This window comes from Salinivibrio sp. IB872, from assembly GCF_001995345.1.
GTDB classification, from domain to species: domain Bacteria; phylum Pseudomonadota; class Gammaproteobacteria; order Enterobacterales; family Vibrionaceae; genus Salinivibrio; species Salinivibrio proteolyticus.
In genome coordinates this window covers 1-20,525 of sequence record NZ_MUFO01000046.1, presented here as the reverse complement: position 1 = coordinate 20,525, position 20,525 = coordinate 1, and the positions used below count along the sequence as shown (strand labels likewise).

Here is a 20,525-nt window from a genome sequence, read left to right as displayed (position 1 = left end):
TTTCAGCACTCGTTACTTTTATAGTCTCGGTGTTGTAAACATTCGGTTTACCTTTGTCACCTACTTTTCTAAAAATTTCACCGCGATAAAAATAGTAAGTTGAATAGTAGGTGCTGTTCAACACCCAAATAAAGTGTCGGCTGCGCGACACTTATTCTTATTTTTTATGTATCTACTTCCAACGATCCAGTTCCATTAACAAATTTTTCCATTCATCTGAAGAAAATAATTTCCGTCGATTTTCTAGGTTTCGATCTATCACTTGCTCTAACTTGCCCCCATATTCTTTTAGTTCATTTACGTTCATAGAGCTCTGAATATGTTGATTGCAACGTGCTGATTGTAAGCACAAGTTTTGGGCACAATGCGCAGCATCACCATTCTGATTTCGAGACTCATGATGTCCCCACTCATATTTTATATAGTCAATATCCCAGCCATTTTTAGATGGAGAGTTCCAACAGTAAGGAAGTCCTGTGGGAGACTCAATATGAAAAAATGGTTTACGATGTTGAGCTTCAAAAATGAGTTCAACAAACTGCTTAATTGTTGACTCTGCACGATTAAAGGTAATACGTTTATAGCCTACATCTTTTAAGTGCTTAACTACTGTTCTATAGCATCTTTCGATATCAACTTCATATGCTTTAACATTATTTTTTAAATTCTCACGATGCTCTAATAAGCTTTTCATTTTTCCAACTTAAGTTATTACTGCCACCTAGCTCATACGAATGACACGGATTTCCTCTCTTAAATATCTACCACACTTAGGAGCGGCCTTTAATAACGGAGGTGACCATGTCTGCTCAATTCTTTTGTGGCGTTGATCGCACCGAGCACCACTTTTATCTTCACACGGTGGGTGGACCGCGGAAAAGTCATTCCTATATATCTCTTTCACACGTTAAATCGTTAAACGTTCAAAGCGACGTATCCCGATTAGTCGCCGCTGGAAAGCCGAAAAACGTCGCCATTACTGCCTGTGTGCGTAAGATGGTAGTGATCTTAAATTCGGTGCTCAGAGACGGCGTGATGGGATAAAAACCTCGCCAAAATTTAACGATTGACGACATACTCGTTTGTTAGCTTATTTTCATCCTTCGGACTTATCTACCGATATAATTTGAACGTCAAAGACCTGCTCAATGACCATCTTAGGTGAGGTAGAAAGTGACCAGACCGCAAAATATAGAGCACCGGTTAGAAGGACAAATAAAAGAGAACCCAAAGCACCTTTGAATATATCGAGGAAATGGCGCGGTTTAATGTTACTCAACTCAGCATGGACACGAGCGGAAAAATAAGTTTCTCGTTCTTTTAGATCAGCTTCAAGTACATTTTCAAGGAAGCTCTGTGTTAGAAATGTAGCTTCACTTTTATAGAATTCCAATTGAGCATCCGACATAGATAAATCATTAAAAGGCTTCAAATCCTCTTCGCTTGGATCATTACCGTCATTTTTAGATTTGAAATCTTTGATGAACTGAATTTTTTGACGCTTATAAACCGAATATGAAATTATTCCATGTATGTCATCTTCAGAATCAACAAGTTGGTCATAAATGAAATTATATCCCTTTGCCAAACCTACCCTCTTGCTTTCTTAATTGACGACGATGCACTTTTCCATGCATTTCTTATCTCTTCATCAGATAAATATAACGCTCGGTCTTTAAAGCCATACCTGGAACTGGCTCTAGTATGCTCATGCACATCCTTGCTACTCAACATTCCACGAGCTGCTCTATTGATAGCTGATGTTTGAAAATCGTTTTTTGATTTCATGATTACCCTCGATTTAGACGAACATTGTACCACAATCTAAGCATAGCATTGTAGTTCGCTCCCCCATTTAAGCTAACATTGTATTAGTGCGCACGCACTACTTCCCCAAACCGTTATCCGCACTTTCTTCTACCTAACTGACTGTTACCAATATAATTTATCACCTCTAATGGATCATGCTCTTCCGCAAAAGTGCATACCGTCTATTCCTACTCGGGTGTTCACACTATCCCCAAGCGTTAAACTGTAACCATGCATTCACCACGCTACCGCCGATCAGTTGTCGGCACCTAACACGCCATTTATTGGCTGCTTTTCGGGTTAGTGTATCAAGCGCTGTTTCGCTTTTCGTGCGCTATTGTCCAAAGTGTTAGCCAAGCCATATTTTGTGAAATGGGTACAAAAAAAGCGGCCTGGGTGGCCGCTTGGGGTCTCGACGTGGTTTGTACCTACCGCGCAAAGCGGGTGGCGTGGAAGGCGAGGTGTTCATCAATAAAGGTACTGATGAAAAAGTAGCTGTGGTCGTAGCCGGGTTGCATGCGCAAGGTAAGCGGGGAGTTGTGTTTCTCTGCCGCTTGTTTCAGGGCTTGCGGGTTAAGCTGCTCGGCCAAAAAACCGTCTTTGTCGCCTTGGTCCACCAGCATCGGCATGGCGGTGGGGCCTTGGGCAAGTAACATAGTGGCATCGTAGGTTTGCCATGTTTGTTCGTCATCACCTAAATAGGCGCTAAAGGCCTGTTTGCCCCACGGGCACTCGGTGGGATGACAAATCGGGCTGAACGCCGAAATGCTGCTGTAGCGTGACGGGTTACGCAAACCAATCACTAGCGCGCCGTGGCCGCCCATGCTGTGTCCGGCAATCGCGCGCTGGTTGTTGACCGCAAAGTGCGATTCAATCAGCTCCGGCAGTTCGTGCGCAACGTAGTCGTACATCTGATAGTGCGACTGCCACGGCGCTTGGGTGGCATTAACATAAAACCCCGCCCCTTGGCCGAGATCATATTGATTGGCATCGGCCACGCCCTCACCGCGTGGGCTGGTGTCTGGCGCCACAATCGCCATGCCCAAGGTGGCGGCTTGTTTAAAGGCGCCGGCCTTTTGCATAAAGTTTTCGTCGGTGCAGGTCAGGCCCGAGAGCCAATAGAGCACCGGCACGGGTTGTTTTTTCGCTTTTTCGGGCAGAAAGATCGCAAAGGTCATTTTGCCGTTGGTGGTGCTTGAGTCATGTTGCCAACGTTGGTGCCAACCGCCTGCGACTTTGTTTTCGCTTATTTTTTCTAGTTGCATGGTTATTTTACCGCCGCGTTGCCACGGCGGCCGTCCTGTTATTTATCCATGTGGATCACGCTGCGAATGCTTTTGCCTTCGTGCATCAGGTCAAAGGCACGGTTTACTTCATCAAGGCCCATGGTGTAGCTAATGAATTCTTGTAGGCCAAATTCACCATCGAGATAGCGCTCAACAATGCCGGGCAGCTCTGAGCGGCCTTTTACGCCACCAAACGCCGAGCCTTTCCAGACGCGCCCTGTCACCAGCTGGAACGGACGGGTTGAAATCTCTTGGCCTGCGCCAGCAACCCCAATGATCACTGACTCGCCCCAGCCTTTGTGGCAGCATTCCAGCGCTTGACGCATCACATCGACATTGCCGATACATTCAAACGAATAATCAACGCCGCCGTCGGTCATCTCCACAATCACTTGTTGAATTGGCTGATCGTAGTCTTTTGGGTTAATCACATCAGTGGCGCCCAGCTGCTTGGCAAGGGTGAATTTGCTCTCATTAATATCAATGCCGATGATGCGACTCGCGCCGGCCATACGCGCGCCAATCACCGCGGATAGGCCAATACCGCCTAAACCGAAAATCGCCACCGTGTCGCCTTTTTCTACTTTGGCAGTGTTCATTACCGCGCCCATGCCAGTGGTCACGCCACAGCCAAGCAAACAAACTTCTTCGAGCGGTGCGGCTTTGCTTACTTTCGCCAAAGAGATCTCGGGCAGTACCGTGTATTCGGAGAAGGTCGAGCAGCCCATGTAGTGGAAAATGGTCTCGCCATTAATCGAAAAGCGTGAGGTACCGTCTGGCATCAAGCCTTTGCCTTGGGTTTCACGCACCGCGCCGCATAGGTTGGTTTTGCCTGAGCGGCAGAATTTACACTCGCCACATTCGGCGGTGTAAAGCGGGATCACATGGTCGCCCACTTCTACGCTGGTGACACCCTCGCCGACCATTTCAACAATCCCGCCGCCTTCATGGCCGAGAATGGAAGGAAATACCCCCTCAGGATCGTCGCCCGATAAGGTGAACGCATCGGTATGGCACACACCAGTGGCAACGATTCTGACCAACACCTCACCCGGCTTAGGCAGTTCAACGTCGACTTCTTCCATTTTCAGTGGTTGGCCTGGCCCCCATGCGACGGCGGCTTTGGATTTGATATGTGTTTGTCCTGGCTTGATGGTTAGTGCCATTGCAGAATCCTTTTGAGTTCAAGGGAGTAATTCGTGTCACGCTATACTAGCTAAACTGCTTTTCGTTATAATCCAGCAAAATTGAAAATTATTATTTCACTCACGTAATAATGCATTGTCCGATAATATAGACAGGATAGACAGTCATGGCGCCCCATTGGGAAGGATTAAACGAATTTTTAGCGGTGGCTGAGCACGGCAGTTTTACTCAGGCCGCTTATAAGCTCGACACCAATGTGGTGGCGGTAAGTCGGCGAGTTGCGGCGCTGGAAGCCCATTTGGGGGTGAAGCTTTTTCACCGCACCACCCGTAAAGTCACGCTAACGGATGAAGGCGAGCACTATTATCAACGTTGCCGTCCGCTAATGGCCGCCTTGCAAGAGGCCGAGCAAACCATTACCCAATCACAAGCGCTTCCCACCGGATTAGTGCGGGTGACGGCGCCGGTGAATTTTGGCGAACAATATATCGCGCCCTTGCTGGCCCCTTTCTTGCGGCAATATCCTCATGTGTCGGTGGACTTGCACCTGACTAATCGTCGAATTGATATAATTGAAACTGGCACCGATGTGGCGATCCGTATTGGTCATCTCGCAGATTCCAGCCTGAAAGCGAAACGCTTGGGTTCTCGACGGCTCTCCATTTGTGCCAGCCCAGCGTATTTGGCAGCACACGGCCGGCCGCTGACGCCAAGCGATCTCAATCGCCATGTTTGTTTGGTTGGCTCCAACGAGCACTGGCATTATCAAGCGGGCAATAAAGTCCGCACCCTCACAGTTTCGGGGCGGTTGCGCTGTAATTCTGGCGTGGCGTTACTCGAGGCGGCCAAGCAAGGTATAGGTGTCGCGCAGTTGCCGCATTATTATGTGCAAGAGGCCTTAGCCGAGGGAACATTAGAAGAAGTATTGGTGGATTATCGGATAGAAGAAGAAGGTATTTGGGCGCTTTATCCACGCGGACGTCAGCTTCAGCCCAAAGTGGCGGCGTTATTGGCGTATTTAGCCCAACACTTGCCCACTCAACCCGCCCCCGATTTTTAACCGCCACTCTGGAACCCGCTAAAAAATCGCCAGCACAAGGCTGGCGATCGGATCAAGATGTTCAAAAACGGTCGATTAGTCACGCGACGCGCGCAATGACGTGTCCGCTTTATTAATTACCGAGACTTTAAACGCGCCCACATAGTGATCGAGGGTGCGCGCGAGTCCTGCTAAGTCTTGGCTACTCGCTTCTAGGCTATGGCTATCGTCCAGCCCGGCTTGCGCCGCTTGGTTAACCGTATCCATGTTGACGTTGATTTCATTGGCTACGCTTGATTGCTCTTCGGTCGCCGTTGCCACATGGGTGTTCATATCCAAGATGGTGCTTACTTGCATCGCGATGCTTTCTAGCGCCGTCAGTGCTTGCTCGGTCGCGCGGTTCCCTTCGCTGGTGAGGGCTTTGCTGGTGTCCATTGCCTCAACCGCGTTTTTCGCTTCTTGCTGAAGCTGATCAATGGTCGATTGAATCTCTTCGGTTGATTGCGACGTTTTGGTCGCTAGACTGCGTACTTCATCCGCCACGACCGCAAAGCCACGTCCCGCTTCGCCAGCGCGCGCTGCTTCAATGGCTGCGTTCAAGGCAAGCAAGTTCGTCTGCTCTGAGATGCCACGTATCACGTCCAAAATGGAGACAATCGACTGGGTGCGATCGGCCAGCGAGGTGATCACCGTCGACATGTTGTCCATCTCGGTGTCGAGTTGGTTGATGGTCTGGGTCGCTTCGGTCAAGATTTGCTTACCGGCTTCGGTTTCGCTGTTGGCTGACGAGGCCGAATCTGCGGCGTTTGACGCACTTTGCGAAATTTCGTTGATGGTGGCGATCATCTCATTCATCGAGGTCACGACCAGCAGCGCTTGCTCGCTTTGCGATTCACCGCGTTTTAGCGATTGCGCGGCTTTGTCGCGCAGCGACTCGGCTGAACGGCCAAGCTCTTCACCGGTTTCCACTACATGTGCAATGATTTGGTCGATTTTTTCAACGAAGGTGTTAAAGGCCACCGAAATACGGGTGATCTCGTTGTTGCCAGTGACAGGCAAACGCACAGTCAGGTCACCGTCCCCTTTCGAGATATCCGCCAGCGCGTGCTCAAGGCCTTTAAGCGGCGCGAACAGTCGGCCCAATAGCCATACCAGCACGAGGGTACAGGCAATAAAAATCAAGCCAATCGCGGTCAGCTGCGCAATCGCAATGCCGTTGGCCGCGCTATCCACTTCTGTAATTGGGATCCCAACATCAAACGCGCCCCATAGGCGGCCATCGACGTAGATTGGCATCATGATGTCGTACACCCACACATCTTGCACATCAGCGTACCAGCGTGAATGCTGTGGTTGACCTTGGCCAGCCCCCGCCACTGTGTAGCTGTCGGTGTAGACTTTGCCCAGTTTCTGCATATCACTGTGGGCAATAGCTTTGACGTTTTTATCAATGACGACGGCATAGCTGATGTCACTGCGTACTTTGAGACCGCTGACCATCTCCTGCAAATCGTCGGTTGGCGTTGACGAGTTCGACAGAATGTATTCGGCGCGATCCGCAAGCAGCTCTGCCTGCGCTTTCGAACGCTTGAGAATGATCTGGTCGATTTCATCGTGTGAGATAAAAGTTGTGGCGGTGATGCTGGCAATTGCCGCCACCGCAAACATGGCACACACCACAATTAAGATGAGTTTTTTCACTACGCTACCTTACTGGCAATGGGAGGGCGGAAACCGTCAACGTCGGCGTGCTATAAGCCGGTAGCCTAATTCGGCCAAAAGGGGCGAGAGACGGCTGACTTCCTCTCTGTACATGGATGTCAGCGCAAATAATAGCGACAGCGTAACTGATAAACAAGTTACGCCTCGCAAAAGTCAAATAATCATGCGCGGTTACGCACAAAATTGTATCGCTTGCATTGACGGTGAAAGGCCATACCGTTCGCCAATTTCTCTGACATTTTAGGCGGTCCCAAATCGCGTGGCAGGAAAGTAATTAAGCAGTTTGTGGAGCGCAAAACACAGCATTAAGGTGATCACTATCGCCACAATATTGCTGCTGACGCGGTAAAGCGCATCATACATAAAATCTTGGCTGGGACTTAGGTATTGCCCAAACAGGATCCCCAAGGTGGCCATCGCGCCAAATCCGACCCCTGATCCACTGGCTTCTTTCACATGGGCTTTGGCGAATAAAAGCGTCCCTATCCACAAAAGCGGCGCGACCAAGATCAACACCCCAAACCAGTCATACAGTATTGCTTGGCATGCTACCCCATACGCGACGCCAAGCACCGTGCCTACCGCGCGTTTTCGCGCATAACTTAACGTGCCGTTCCAGTGCATGGGAAACAGCAATAACACAGTCGTGGCCTGCGCTGAAATGGAGTCGCGCAAATCAAACAGCTGAAAGACCACAAAGGAAATGGTCGCTAACGAGGCTCCCATTAATGCCTCGTGGCGCATACGGTGAGTCTGTTTTCCTCCCGCGGGCATGGCAGGCGGCTGACGCTCAGTCACATCCGGGATCAGCCACGTCACCAAGTAAGCAATCAATACCGAGAGGATATTAGCCCCTAAGTTACCAAAAACCAGCGTGTTAAGCTGCAAGTCTGGATAGCTGGCAAAGTGCAACATAATGCTCAGACTCAACACACTGTTGGCACCAAACAGAAAAAAGCGCCCTTTAGACATGCACGCAAATTTGTAGGTGAACAGCACAAAGACGAGTGGCGTCATCAGCCCCGGGTGTGCTCCCAATAAGCCACCGAGCACACCCACTTCTAAGCCACTGATCACCGCGGAAGCAAGCAATTGGCGCGCCGCGCGACCGTTCATCACTGGGACTAAGCCCAGCAGTAGCATGGGGGTAACGGTAAAAAACACCCCAAAGTTACAATCAAAAAACTTGCATACCGTAAAGCCCAATGTGGCGCCGGTAGCAATCCGCAAACACTGGCGCACATCGTTATCACTTAAGGGGTGATGCCATAAAGCCATCGCTCACCTCCTTAGTAGATGTAGTGCAGCAGGCTTAAAAAGCCGACTTGGGCGCGGGCGAATACGGCTCCAATCCCGCTGTCTGGCATAAGTTGCACCGTGGCACGGGCGCCGGTCGGCAGCGCATGAGGGGGCCATTCATCGAGTTGAATATGCAGACGCATCCGCTGCGCATCACGCACCCAACGGTTCGAGTTTGAAGGCGACGCCAGTTGCCCGTTGGCATCGATCTGTCCAGCACTGACTCCCGCATCCACGCTACTCACGTGTCCCGCGTAAAGCTTGCCCGGTTCACTATCAAACGCTACCTTCACCGGCGTGCCGGTGTGCACATCGCGGACACTTTTTTCACGAAAATCGGCAATCACATCGGTGCGGTCAGACACCAACGCCATCAATGGCTGTCCAGCGCTGGCATAGGCTCCCACGTCCAATTGCAGATTAGTCACCACGCCGTCATGGCTGGCTTTTACTGTGGTGTAGGATTGATTTAATTGTGCTTTCTTTAGTTTGCTCAATGCCACTTGTTCAGCAATGTTGCTGGCACCGTCACCGCCCCGTTGAATTTGCAGCGCACTGACACGCGCTTTGGCCGCTTCCCAATTGGCTCGAGCAGTATTAGCCGCACTGATTGCATCATCACGCTGCTGCTGAGAAACACCATTTTTAGCGAATAAGGCTTTTAAGCGTTTCGCTTCACGCACTTTCTGCGCCATCACCGACGCCAAGGCCGAAACATCTTGCCGCGCCGCCATCAATGACGCATCTAATTGGGCATTGGTTTGTCTGGCTTGAGCTAAGGCGAGTTTGGCTTGGTCGACCGCAATCCGATACGGGGTATCATCAATTTGGAACAACACATCCCCTTGATGCACGCCTTGGTTGTTTTCCACCGCCAAGGCACTGACCGGCCCGCTCACCTGTGGTGCTACTTTGGTCACGGTGCGTGTCACCATGGCATGAGGCGTTAATGGCATCACGTTATCCGCCAGCAAAAAATAGCCAAAGAGCAACACAAAACTGAGAGCGGCTACTTTTACCCAACGCGCAAATTTTTCATCCGGTGTCATTCGTACTTCTTACCTCTGTTATTGTTCTGTGCTCTGGTCATCTTTTGCGGTGGCGGTATAGTCCATCGCATTTTGATTGATGGTGACCAGCACCCGCTCCAAAGCGTCAAAATCTTCGGCGGCAATGCCCGCCAGCAGATGCTTACGTACCCGCAACACCCGCGCTTCAATGCGGCTCATTAATTCACACCCGCTTTCGGTGACATGCACGGTTCGGGTGCGCTTATCTTCTGGCAAGCAGCGCCGCGTGATCAGTCCCTGCGTTTCAAGGTGTTTTAAGGTCCGCATTAATGAGCCCAGCTCAATTTCAAGCGCCTGCGCCAATTCACTCTGGCTGATGCCATCCCCCAATCGGCGCAACATCCAAAGTGCACTCCAGCGTGGATAGCTCAGCCCCAATGGCGCCAGCTCAGAATCGGCGACACGACGCCATAATCGCGCCGTGCGTCCTAAATGTTCAGCAATCGACATATGTTCAGGATGTGACGATGTCATGCGCTTTCTCCCTCAATCGAAATTACTTAGCCTGCTAAGTAATAAGTGGTAATCACTATAAAATAGTTAGCAGGCTAAGTAAATATAAAAGTGACTTGTGTCACATAACAATGGCGGGGTACTGGCGCGATAGCCGCTCGCCGCCGTTGGTTAACTCTGATAATCTAGCGCGCGTCATCGTTTTGTTTGTAAAGGAATTACCATGCAAGAACTCTGGGATCGCCATATTTGTTATCGCAGCCATCGCATTGATGTACCGCTGGATCACCATGACGCCACCAGCCCATCGATTTCGGTTTTCGCCCGTGAAGTGGTGGATACGCGCAAAAATGAACAAGATTTACCGTGGTTAGTGTATTTTCAAGGCGGGCCTGGGTTTGAGTCTCCTCGTCCGAATGGTGCAAGCGGCTGGCTAAAACGTGCCTTAGACGATTACCGCGTGTTGTTGCTCGACCAACGCGGCACGGGCTTGAGCTCGCCGGTCAATCACCAAACGCTTGCCCACCTCACGCCTGCCGAGCAAGCAGCGTATCTGAGCCATTTTCGGGCCGACAGCATCGTGAAAGACGCCGAATGCTTACGCGAGGTGTTAGGCATTAAGCAATGGGCGATCCTCGGACAAAGCTTCGGTGGGTTCTGTGCCCTAACCTATTTGTCGTTCTTTCCACAATCGCTATCACGCGCGTTTGTTACCGGCGGTATCCCGCCGCTCGAGGGACACGCCGATGTGGTGTATCAAAAAACCTATCAGCGTGTGGAAGACAAGAACCAGCAGTTTTTCGCCCAATTCCCCGATGCACAAGCCCGCTGTCACGAGATTGCCCAGTATTTGCAAAACAATACGGTGACGCTGCCAAACGGTCAGCCGTTTACTGTTGAGCAATTTCAAACGCTGGGACTGAATCTCGGTCGCGGCCATGCCGGGCTGCCGCTGTATTACCTACTAGAGCGAGCCTTTATAGAGGTGAATGGTGAGCGTACCTTAAGCTACCCGTTCTTAAATGCGATGCAGGCTGACCAAGGGTATTTAACCAACCCGTTTTACGCTATTTTGCATGAATCGATTTACTGCCAGCAGCAGGCGTCGCAGTGGTCAGCCCACCGGGTGCGCGATCAATACCCGCAGTTCCACTATCAGCCCGATCAGCCGTTCCGATTTACCGGCGAAATGGTGTATCCGTGGATGTTTGATCAACTGGCTACCCTTAAACCGCTCAAAGACGCGGCGATGTTGCTGGCAGAAAAGAGCGATTGGCCAGCGCTTTATGATCTTGAGGTACTCAAGCGCAATACGGTGCCGCTCGCCTGCGCCACCTATGTGGATGACATGTTTGTTGAGTTCGATTATTCCCGTCAAACCTTGGCGCAGATTGCCAACAGCCAAGCGTGGATGACGAACGAGTACGAGCACAATGGCATTGGCGTCGATGGTGAACGTATTTTGGATCGCTTAATCGACATAGCTGATAGCCTTGCCGCTCGCCAAGGCTAGTGACGCTCCGCTGCGCATCGTCCCAACAGTGTGTTGTCGCAGCGGAATTTTTCACCACTGCAAACTGTGATCTAATTCAAATCAAAAAATCCACGCTCAACACGTGTTACGCTCTTTGTCAGTACCGATTGAACTCGGGAAAATGCGATAAAAATCGCCCGCTCGCCTTCAAGGCAGCCTGACTGATCAGCGTATACCACGCCCCCACCAGCCCAGACTAGCCAAGTAGGCACACTGGCTAACGATGCTTGCATGTTATGTTAATTGGCGTAGTATTATTGCGTTTCCTCGGGTTACAGGACGTATCCCAGCACGGTGTAGGCTCAGGAGCATGAGACCCTCACTTCATCGTCGTTTTTTCTTCTTAACCTTTGCGTTCACATTGATGAAAATTGTAAGTAAATCAAGCAAGAAAAGGGCAGTATTTTATAAATCTAGCGTTTTCTTCGATAAGCTGTGGTCACGCGACAAAACGCCCGTTTCCGTCTTATTGTTAGCGGTTGTTATTGGCCTGCTCGCGGGTATTGTGGTCACCTTCTTTGAACTCGCGATTCACTCTCTTTCTCAAACACGTACCGAGTGGCTCGATAGCAATATCACCTCAATGATTCCATTGGGATTACTCGCCTTTCTAATCAGTGCGGGTCTTGCCTTAATTGGCTATTGGCTGGTGCACCGGTTTGCGCCTGAAGCCGCGGGATCGGGTATTCCTGAAGTCGAAGGCGCCATGGAAGGTATTCGTCCCACACGATGGTGGCGGGTAATCCCAGTGAAATTTTTTGGTGGTTTGGGCGCGCTAGGCTCAGGGATGATTTTGGGCCGAGAGGGGCCGAGTGTCCAAATCGGTGCCAATATCGGCCGAATGGTGACCGACACCTTCCGCATTCACGACCGTAACACTAATCAAACCCTACTCGCATCAGGTGCCGCCGCGGGCTTAGCCGCCGCGTTTAATGCCCCGCTTGCGGCGATCATGTTTGTGGTTGAAGAAATGCGGCCACAGTTTCGCTACACCCTCATCTCCATTAAAGCGGTGATCATTGCGGCAATCATTGCTGACATTGTGTTTCGCTATATCAATGGCCAAGATGCTGTCATTGTGTTGCCTCAATACGAGACACCGCCACTGATTTCTTTATGGTTCTTCTTAGCGTTGGGGTGCTGTTTTGGTGTGTTTGGGGTGATCTTTAACTTCCTGATCATGCGCTTTCAAGATTACTTTCAACGCTTGTATCAAAACAGCCAAAAGCGCGTGTTAATTGTGGGTTCGACCTTGGGGGGCATATTTGGTTTACTGCTGGTGTATGCGCCTGAACTCACGCACGGCGGCATTAACCTCGTCCCTGATTTTGTCACGCTTAACTACTCAATTAGTGCACTGCTGTTTATTTTTATGGCGCGCACGCTGCTGACGGTCATCTGCTTTGGTTCCGGCGCACCGGGCGGCATTTTCGCCCCCATGCTTGCCCTTGGCACCTTGCTGGGAACCGTCTTCGGTTTGATGATTGCGAATCTCTACCCTGACATGGGCATCGAACCGGGCATGTTTGCGATTGCGGGAATGGGTGCTCTGTTTGCCGCGACCGTGCGCGCGCCGATTACCGGTATTTTGTTGGTGATTGAGATGACCAACAATTACTACCTGATCTTACCCCTGATTATCACCACGCTGGGTGCCACGCTGTTTGCCCAATTGCTGGGTGGCCAACCGATTTATACCGAGCTGTTACGCCGAAAAGTACGGCAGCAAAAGTTGCAGGTTGAACAGCAGCCATAATCATAAGCCATGTTTGGCAAGGATAGCGGCGGTCGTGCCGCTATCATTCATCGATTGCAAAACAGCCCCTACCCGCTTCGCTAGCGCTGCATGACGCTGATGGAACACCATAAAAATTGAGACGGAGGCAATAGGCTTTTCACTTTGGCGAATCAGCGATAATGCCTCTCCGCCAAGCTCGTCATCAAACATACCGGGCCCCACCATCGCTTGGGCGCGTTCGTTTTGTAGCATACTCAAGGCCGCAGACTCTGACCGTGCCCATAACATGTTCCATTGGTATTTTTGAGCAATTTTTTGTGCAAACTGGTCGCCAAACAACCCAACCACTTGGGTGTACTCTTGTGGCGAGAGCACATGCGTTCGACCGTATAAGTAGTAATCAACACGAAAAAGCGGCGCCGAAGGGTAAGTCACGACATCACTGTGTTGATACGCAAACTGAGTGCGCGCCGTATCGGCATCAATAATGCCTTTGTTGAGGGAGATTTCCGCACGCTTAAGCGGCATGGCAATCCATTGTAATTCAATCTCAGGATCCACCCTCGCCATGGCTTGTGTGATGATAGCTTGAGTCGCTTGCCACGATTCATCAGTGTGCACTCGATACGCGACCGTCATTTCTGTTGCTGACACACTGAATGTTATGCCCAACAACCACAGCATCCACCCTCGTTTCACATTGTCACCTCAGACTGACCGCCACGATTAAAGATTAGAAGAGCACCGGCGTATCGTCTATGCACTTATTGATAACTAGCACGCTGGTGGTGGTAATCTGGTTTGATTCCATGATTCCACAGAGCGTTATAATTGCGCTTTCGCTTAGGAGCGTCTTAGGTTTGATGAGCGTGATTATAAGAATAAGTTGACTCGCTGTTTGTAATAATTGCCGGGGATCAGCCGATTGATACAGAGCTATTACGCCATAAAATGCGGAAACTACAGTTACAAGTTGTGCAGCAGCAATAACTATTGAAGATTTCTTATGTAGATAGCAGCAAAGTCGCCGCTATCTATCATGTTTTTTATGACTTGGCTTGCTAGATTGGCCTTGGCTGAGTGCCGACGATGAAAAACCATATACAAATTCACAGTTTCTACCGGTTCTTGACTACGGCGAATCGATGTAAGTTCCTTACCTTGCTCACTATTTAGGAGCCCGGCCCCAAACCCAAGCATTGCTTGTACACGCTGGTTTTGAACCATAGTCATAGCAGCAACTTCCGTCGGAGCCAAACTAACTTGCCACTGATATTTATCAGCAACTTGTAAAGCAAAACTATCACCAAACTTTATGGCAACGCGATGATAGTTACTTGGTTCTAAAACATATGTACGAGCATAGAGATAATAATCTATTTCATAAAGCGGAGTAGATGCATATACCACCTTATCACTGTCAATATAAGCGAGTTTTGTACGATTAATATCTATATCTATGATTCCTTTCTCGATTGATCTCTCTGCGCGCTTTAGCGGCATCTCTATCCACTGCAGTTCGATTTGTGGATCGACCCGATTCATTACTTCTGCAATAATCGCTCTCGTTGCTCTAGATATATCGTCAGTGTGCACTCGGTACGCGACCGTCATTTCTGTTGCTGACACACTGAATGTTATGCCCAACAACCACAGCATCCACCCTCGTTTCACATTGTCACCTCAGACTGACCGCCACGGTTAAAGATTAGAAGAACACCGGCGTATCGTCTATGCACTTATTAGTGACGTTGTCACGCTCAGGCTTGTGCCTAGGCTCTTATTAAGCTTCGTAACATGGCAAGGCATGACGCTCGGTCGGGAAGTGATTCAAATTCAGCCCGTACGATCAGCCCCTCTAACAGCGTCATCACCGCATCAGCAGCCGCCTTTGAGCCAACAATCTGTTCAATTAAGCCGTGAATTTTGTCTTTGTGCGCTTTGGCAATCGCTGCAATYTGGCTGTCTGTACTGCTCTTAAATTCGCCAATCGCGTGCATAAACATACAGCCTTTAAAGTCGTCTTGTTTAAACCACGCGAGATGCCAATCGAGGAGTGCCGTCAATTGGGCATCTTTATCCTGGTGCGCATCAATAGCCTGCAGCAGTCCCTGCTCAAATCTTGTATGACGCGCTTGCAGCACAGCCTCAATCAAGGCCGATTTAGCACCAAAGTGACGGTACATCGAGGTCTTTGAGACCGCGGCCTCATCACGGATTTTGTCGACGCCCACCGCAGTGTAACCAAACTGATTAAATAACGACTCGGCTACCGCCAAGATGTGATCGCGCTTGCTCATCATGCTCTCCAAAAAAAGACTTGCTATGAAGTGTACCGATCTGTACTCTTTAAAACAACATGTACAGATCGGTACACTTTAATCAACCATAGAAGGAACGACCATGAAACGACTAAAAGGTGGCGGTGCGTTACCGCCTAAACCGACTTGGATTCAACTGACAAAAGGCTTGCTGGGTGGATTTTTCGGCATTCTCACCTTAACCGTACTGAACCAAACCACCGGCGTGCCCTGGCTGATGGCTCCCTTTGGCGCAACCTGTGTGATTTTATTTGCAGCGCCTCAGTCGCCGCTCGCGCAACCGAGAAATGTGATTGTGGGTCACTTACTGACCGCCAGTGTGGGGTTGGCGATGCTGTATGGAGTGGGAAATGAAAGCTGGATGATCGCACTAGCAGTTGGCCTTGCGATTATGCTGATGCAAGCCTGCCGCGCCGTCCATCCACCAGCAGGAGCAAATCCACTGGTAATCATGCTAGCGGGGACTCAGGTGGTAGGCATCGATTATTTGTTTACGCCAGTACTCGCAGGTAGTGTCGCACTGGTAACCATTGCAGCAGTGATCAATAACCTCGGTGAACCAAATCATTGGCCTCTGTATTGGCATGGGATCAAGCGAGGCTAAGCGAGAGCCTTGCTAGTTTCAATCAGTCAGAACCTAGCAAAACAGGCGCGATTAAATTGCGCCTGTTTTGGTGTCGCACAACGATATTGCGATGCTGCGACCAATGGTCAGCCCCGTATCATCCCGCAAACACTAACCAAGCGCCAATGACAAAGGCACCGCCAAGCACGAGAGTTTCTAAAAAATAACTGCCTATGACGTTATACAGTTTCATACCTAACCAACCTTCTTTGCGGCCAGAGTAACAACGTAAAACTGAACGTAAGCTGTCTCGTTGATTAAGCATAAAAAAGCGAGCCTTGAGGCTCGCTTGATATCCGAAGACGGTACGACAGTTAGGCCATTGCCATGGCTTGTTGTGCGATCACCAGCTCTTCGTTGGTTGGGTTTCTATTAGTATCGCACCTACTAACAGGGATTTGGACAGAAACAATTTAGAATTACGGCACTAAAACATATCTGTCAGATTAGGGAAAGTAAGTTGAAACCTTAGACATTTTATTATGTTCGTTTTGGCAGTTCACGCTTTGCTGATTTAATTAATTTAGGCAGATATTCTTGAACAGTGTCACGGACTGCCAATGCATGTCTAAATAGGTAAGCTGATTGAGGATTGTCAAAAGCCTCTTGTGCGGCTTCATGCACACTAAAGTTTTCTTTTTGAAGTGCGCTATTGACTGTCACTAGTAGACCATAAAACTCATCATTCATTACCAGTCTACCTGTTACTGCCAACTTCTGAATCTCTCTCATTGACTGTTCTATATTAGAACCAGAGCTACTTGTATATTCACCACAGTGTTCTGACCGAACTTGCTCAGCCCAATACGAGATATCTTCGAGGGCAACAATGACTTTGCTATAAAGCTCTCGTTTTTCATCCCAGATTTTTTCTTTTTTTGTTCGGGACAAAGCTAAATGAGTCCCCAATACTGCACCGACAAAACCACCCAAAAGCGGTACTACAAGTTTATATACTTCGATATCCATTTAGTCCTCTAAGAACATAACGTTTTATTTGACCACTACAGTTAGGCATCATTGGTATTCATCCCCACCTGCGCAAGATCCCAATCAGACGCCTGATTGCTTTTAGCCTGTTCAAACTTAGCTTTGCACAATGTTAAAAAATCAGGATATATCTTCTGTAATTCTTCTTTTTCAAAAGTCTCTAGGCAGATATGAAATACATATAGAACTGGCCCTATTGTTATCGTTGAGCGGTATGCGTTAAGTTCCTTCGTATTTTTATCACCGTTTACAATCAAGCCACCATGAGCAGCATACTGATCGACCCCAAAATTTGATGATGCATGACTAAAAAATGGATCGACTTTTATCTCTAACCAAATACGGTTGAGAGAATTCCTACTAATAGCAAACTCCGCAAGTGTAGTGGGAATAGGGCCATCCACTTCAGCGATATGGCAGCACAACAACTTGGCAAAATAACGGAATATATTCAGATATGAATCTCCCCCCTCCAAGTAAAGTTCAGGCGAAAAGACACTCAAAGGATCTTGATTATTCTTGACCCGCTCAGCTACTAACCCATGAAAGCGATCAAACTCTCTATCCGCCTGTTGAGTGCGTGATGTATTGCAGGTTTCACAAATTCTTACTTTGAACTTAAGATGCTTTGATTTAACGCTTTGAGCTAATTTCATAGCCCTATTTGACTCACCAGAAACTCCAACCATCAATGGCTCTTTCCCGAATTCCTTGCGCAGAGCCGCAGCCTTGATTTTATGCTCACCCGTCAAATTTTCGGAGTTACCGCACAAGCAGCACTTTGTGACGGGAAATTGCTGAAAATACACCTCGTGGCCTCCTGGTGCCTAACAGTTACTGGACAGATAATCTCTACTAGAAATTGTCCATCAAAAATACTCTGCGTAGTTCTTTCAATCTTTCATACATAACGGATCAAGCCTGACGTAATCTAACGTTAGACAAGTAAGTCTTTTTCAATCGAACCCACAAAATTCAGACATCTTCTATCTAACACACCATAATAAACTGAGTACATATTTAATCATTAGTCTAAGTAAGTCAACTAATGACAAAAGAAACTAGTTAAGCATTTAAGCTAGACAAACTTTGGGGCATTTCTGCGTTACTAAGTGCCTCCTGTGAAGGTTCTGGGCAAAGGCGTGCCAGTGGCTTTGCTAATTTAGCAATCCACAAATTCCTTTAGGTGTGGGAAATTTGAAAAAAGTGACTACGAATCTTCGGTATCATCAACTCTATGAACTAGAGAATGTACTACTAGTTTAAGAGATCTCCACCACCAATATATAGCGGAATAACTGCATACTCTGTCATCGTCTAGAAGACCATGGGCTAGTTCATTCCTGAGATTAGGACCACGTTTATGTGTTAAAAAAGCTGTCATCTCAAACAGTAAATTGTCATCGAATATTTCTTCTGCTTCCTTTTTCTCCAATAAAGTGGACAATCCACACTCCATGTCTATGCCATCCGCATCAAGCATGGTTGTATGAACATCACTCTCTTTAAGAATAGTTCTGACTATATGCTCCCATTGAGGAACAAGTAGATGGATTGCAGAGGCAAAGTCATATTCAAAACCAAAATACAATCCCTTAGCAAATAATTTTGCTCTTTGTTCTGGGATGATTGGACAGACGGAGCATACAGTTTCCAATCCATGTAAAGTGATATCATGCTCCTCTAGAATGGCTGCAAGACTTGGTAGTATTTGTGTTTTGACAACGAAGTCAGCTTCCATAATAGCATTATCAATAGCTTGTGCTTTGGGCGTATCCTCAGGTATTCCTTGTTCTGACAGCATAACCGGAGCTTCTTTACCTATTTTTCGCCCATCGCCAGATAATTGCACCATGCCAAAAAGATGAGAAACAACACCTACTTTTAAATTCTCAATTGCTGACTCAATAGATTGTGATTTTGATATACCCGAATAAAGCCCGCAGAAATACAATAAAGCTAAATCTAGAGTCTCTTTACCTGAAACGTGCTTTATAGACGCTTCTATAATATCTGATACATCAGGGCTTTTGACGGAGATTGTGGTCATTTCATCTACAGCTGCTTTTCCTGCATCACGGAGCTTCAGCCTTAGGTCACTAATTATTTCATCAATACCATATGTGCTTCTATCTGCATTGGGTATCATTCGGTAGGATTGAATCGCATTTTCAAAAAAAGTCATTTTGACCAATGCTTGGTCTCGGATAGAGGCTTCTCTTTCCCAAGTGCTTGCTATACGAATCCTTGTTTCAAGCCAGTTTACATTATCTTCAATTTTTCTATATTTAGTTGATACATGCTCTAAATATAGTCGAGCAGAATAATAGTCATCTTGCTCGCTCAGTTCCTGCGCGATTGATGTGAAAATTTCCGCGATTTCTCTAATTTCATCTTCATCTTGGGAAAATAATTCCAACAGTTCAGCTATCCAAAGTTTCATAAACTTGCTTTCGGGGTAATCAGGTTCAAGCGCTGAAACTAAACTGGTTTTTATATTATCTAATTTTTCAGCGCACCCCTTACCAAGCTGTAAACCTAGCCTTATAGCTCTCTCATAATAATACTTTATGCTGTCTAGCCAATTGTCCTGACAAATATCATAGCTCGTATACAATTCTATTACAGTGTGTGCATCGCTGATCGACTTAGGTCTGTGGTATAGCCATCTTAAATCACTAAGTCTGGCAATAAAGGCTTTGCATGAGGCATGTTTTCGTGTCTCATCAAGAATTTGAAAATCATTATTAGTAAATAGTCCTGAGATAGACTCTTTCCCATAGCATTCATAAGGCTCTAGCCTATTGCCCGATTTCAATCGTAACTCACATGCTTTTCTAAGAACTTTATATAGTTTTACTAATTGCTCATTCCCATCTTCCTCAGCTCTTGCGATAAGAGAAGCTAATCGGTAGCCCGAACCATATTTTAGTAAATCTTCGTCTATCTCATCAAATCTGCATTTATGAAAGATGGCTTGTTCTATTTGAAGTGTATCATCGTAATCGCACATTCTAGGATCTCTAACTAAATAACCACTGAATCGGTAGATACATATGTATCACATGGATAGTCAACGTTAGGCATAATGAGCCATTAGCAGAATTTGGTCAAATGTGATGATGGTGACAGAACTGATTGATAACTCTAAATGGGAAAGGGGCACAGGCTTTTCAGGAGAAAAGCCTGTAACAGCTTCTATCTGTCAGCAGTCTGTTTTCTCAGACAACCTCAGAGCGTCCTCTAGCTCAACGCCAAGGTATCGAATTGTGTTATCAAGCTTCGAGTGTCCAAGTAAGATCTGTACAGCCCTGATGTTTTTCGTTCTGGCATAGATTAAAGTTGCTTTGGTGCGACGCATGGAGTGAGTACCTTCGAGTGTCCAAGTAAGATCTGTACAGCCCTGATGTTTTTCGTTCTGGCATAGATTAAAGTTGCTTTGGTGCGACGCATGGAGTGAGTACCGTAATAGTCAGCATTCAATCCAAGCTTT

18 protein-coding genes and 2 pseudogenes are annotated in these 20,525 nt (G+C 47.8%); 5 read left to right on the top strand and 15 right to left on the bottom strand.

Annotated features, from left to right (window positions below):
* Positions 1 to 172: 172 nt before the first annotated feature.
* Positions 173 to 694 (bottom strand): hypothetical protein, encoded by a 522-nt coding sequence (locus tag BZJ18_RS14575; RefSeq protein WP_077457836.1) that lies wholly within the window; start codon positions 692 to 694, stop codon positions 173 to 175.
* 245 nt (positions 695 to 939) lie between these two features.
* On the opposite strand from BZJ18_RS14575, the pseudogene BZJ18_RS17135 reads away from it, so the two are divergent.
* Positions 940 to 1,044: pseudogene (locus BZJ18_RS17135) on the top strand (IS110 family transposase); the annotation flags it as partial.
* Between the two features lie 52 nt (positions 1,045 to 1,096).
* On the opposite strand, the gene BZJ18_RS14565 reads toward BZJ18_RS17135, so the two are convergent.
* The 3 genes from BZJ18_RS14565 to BZJ18_RS14555 all read right to left on the bottom strand — a co-directional run bounded on the left by BZJ18_RS14565 (position 1,097) and on the right by BZJ18_RS14555 (position 4,261).
* A complete protein-coding gene (locus tag BZJ18_RS14565) occupies positions 1,097 to 1,588 on the bottom strand; it encodes a hypothetical protein (protein ID WP_077457832.1) in 492 nt (163 codons plus the stop codon).
* Between the two features lie 649 nt (positions 1,589 to 2,237).
* On the bottom strand, positions 2,238 to 3,074 hold the full coding sequence (gene fghA, locus BZJ18_RS14560) for an S-formylglutathione hydrolase (RefSeq protein WP_077457830.1): 837 nt from the start codon (positions 3,072 to 3,074) through the stop codon (positions 2,238 to 2,240).
* Positions 3,075 to 3,112: 38 nt separating this feature from the next.
* Positions 3,113 to 4,261 (bottom strand): S-(hydroxymethyl)glutathione dehydrogenase/class III alcohol dehydrogenase, encoded by a 1,149-nt coding sequence (locus tag BZJ18_RS14555; protein ID WP_069587906.1) that lies wholly within the window; start codon positions 4,259 to 4,261, stop codon positions 3,113 to 3,115.
* Between the two features lie 146 nt (positions 4,262 to 4,407).
* Here BZJ18_RS14555 and BZJ18_RS14550 point away from each other — a divergent pair, with 146 nt between their 5' ends.
* Positions 4,408 to 5,301 carry a LysR family transcriptional regulator gene (locus BZJ18_RS14550; protein WP_077457828.1) on the top strand — a complete coding sequence of 298 codons (894 nt, stop codon included), beginning with the start codon at positions 4,408 to 4,410 and terminating at the stop codon, positions 5,299 to 5,301.
* Between the two features lie 75 nt (positions 5,302 to 5,376).
* Here BZJ18_RS14550 and BZJ18_RS14545 read toward each other — a convergent pair whose 3' ends face one another.
* From BZJ18_RS14545 to BZJ18_RS14530, 4 genes are all read right to left on the bottom strand, one after another.
* Complete coding sequence (locus BZJ18_RS14545) at positions 5,377 to 6,981, bottom strand: methyl-accepting chemotaxis protein (RefSeq protein WP_077457826.1); 1,605 nt, start codon at positions 6,979 to 6,981, stop codon at positions 5,377 to 5,379.
* 261 nt (positions 6,982 to 7,242) lie between these two features.
* Positions 7,243 to 8,280, bottom strand: coding sequence for a DUF2955 domain-containing protein (locus tag BZJ18_RS14540; RefSeq protein WP_077457824.1), 1,038 nt, complete (start codon positions 8,278 to 8,280; stop codon positions 7,243 to 7,245).
* 11 nt (positions 8,281 to 8,291) lie between these two features.
* Complete coding sequence (locus BZJ18_RS14535) at positions 8,292 to 9,350, bottom strand: HlyD family secretion protein (protein WP_077457822.1); 1,059 nt, start codon at positions 9,348 to 9,350, stop codon at positions 8,292 to 8,294.
* An 18-nt stretch (positions 9,351 to 9,368) separates the two neighbouring features.
* Positions 9,369 to 9,845: a MarR family winged helix-turn-helix transcriptional regulator gene (locus BZJ18_RS14530; protein WP_077457820.1), complete on the bottom strand. Its 477-nt coding sequence runs from the start codon at positions 9,843 to 9,845 to the stop codon at positions 9,369 to 9,371.
* Positions 9,846 to 10,047: 202 nt separating this feature from the next.
* Here BZJ18_RS14530 and BZJ18_RS14525 point away from each other — a divergent pair, with 202 nt between their 5' ends.
* Together BZJ18_RS14525 and clcA are read left to right on the top strand one after the other, a co-directional pair.
* Entirely contained in the window at positions 10,048 to 11,337 is a 1,290-nt protein-coding gene (locus tag BZJ18_RS14525; RefSeq protein ID WP_077457818.1) for an alpha/beta fold hydrolase, read from the top strand.
* Between the two features lie 331 nt (positions 11,338 to 11,668).
* A complete protein-coding gene (gene clcA / locus BZJ18_RS14520; RefSeq protein WP_371414251.1) occupies positions 11,669 to 13,114 on the top strand; it encodes a H(+)/Cl(-) exchange transporter ClcA in 1,446 nt (481 codons plus the stop codon).
* Here the strand turns inward: clcA and BZJ18_RS14515 are convergent, their stop codons facing one another.
* The 3 genes from BZJ18_RS14515 to BZJ18_RS14505 form a co-directional block, all read right to left on the bottom strand.
* Positions 13,115 to 13,780 (bottom strand): hypothetical protein, encoded by a 666-nt coding sequence (locus BZJ18_RS14515; RefSeq protein WP_077457816.1) that lies wholly within the window; start codon positions 13,778 to 13,780, stop codon positions 13,115 to 13,117.
* Between the two features lie 306 nt (positions 13,781 to 14,086).
* Complete coding sequence (locus BZJ18_RS14510) at positions 14,087 to 14,755, bottom strand: substrate-binding periplasmic protein (RefSeq protein WP_077457814.1); 669 nt, start codon at positions 14,753 to 14,755, stop codon at positions 14,087 to 14,089.
* A 113-nt stretch (positions 14,756 to 14,868) separates the two neighbouring features.
* Complete coding sequence (locus BZJ18_RS14505; protein ID WP_077457812.1) at positions 14,869 to 15,396, bottom strand: TetR/AcrR family transcriptional regulator; 528 nt, start codon at positions 15,394 to 15,396, stop codon at positions 14,869 to 14,871.
* A gap of 103 nt (positions 15,397 to 15,499) precedes the next feature.
* On the opposite strand from BZJ18_RS14505, the gene BZJ18_RS14500 reads away from it, so the two are divergent.
* Positions 15,500 to 16,021 carry an HPP family protein gene (locus BZJ18_RS14500; protein ID WP_077457810.1) on the top strand — a complete coding sequence of 174 codons (522 nt, stop codon included), beginning with the start codon at positions 15,500 to 15,502 and terminating at the stop codon, positions 16,019 to 16,021.
* A 501-nt stretch (positions 16,022 to 16,522) separates the two neighbouring features.
* Here the strand turns inward: BZJ18_RS14500 and BZJ18_RS14495 are convergent.
* From BZJ18_RS14495 to BZJ18_RS17130, 4 genes and pseudogenes are all read right to left on the bottom strand, one after another.
* The gene (locus tag BZJ18_RS14495; RefSeq protein ID WP_069496657.1) at positions 16,523 to 17,011 is read right to left on the bottom strand and encodes a hypothetical protein; all 489 of its coding nucleotides are present in this window, start codon (positions 17,009 to 17,011) and stop codon (positions 16,523 to 16,525) included.
* A 41-nt stretch (positions 17,012 to 17,052) separates the two neighbouring features.
* Positions 17,053 to 17,841, bottom strand: coding sequence for a hypothetical protein (locus tag BZJ18_RS14490; RefSeq protein WP_077457808.1), 789 nt, complete (start codon positions 17,839 to 17,841; stop codon positions 17,053 to 17,055).
* A gap of 401 nt (positions 17,842 to 18,242) precedes the next feature.
* Complete coding sequence (locus BZJ18_RS14485; protein WP_077457806.1) at positions 18,243 to 20,045, bottom strand: DUF4209 domain-containing protein; 1,803 nt, start codon at positions 20,043 to 20,045, stop codon at positions 18,243 to 18,245.
* A 192-nt stretch (positions 20,046 to 20,237) separates the two neighbouring features.
* A pseudogene (locus tag BZJ18_RS17130) lies at positions 20,238 to 20,405 on the bottom strand (integrase); the annotation flags it as partial.
* Positions 20,406 to 20,525 lie beyond the last annotated feature (120 nt).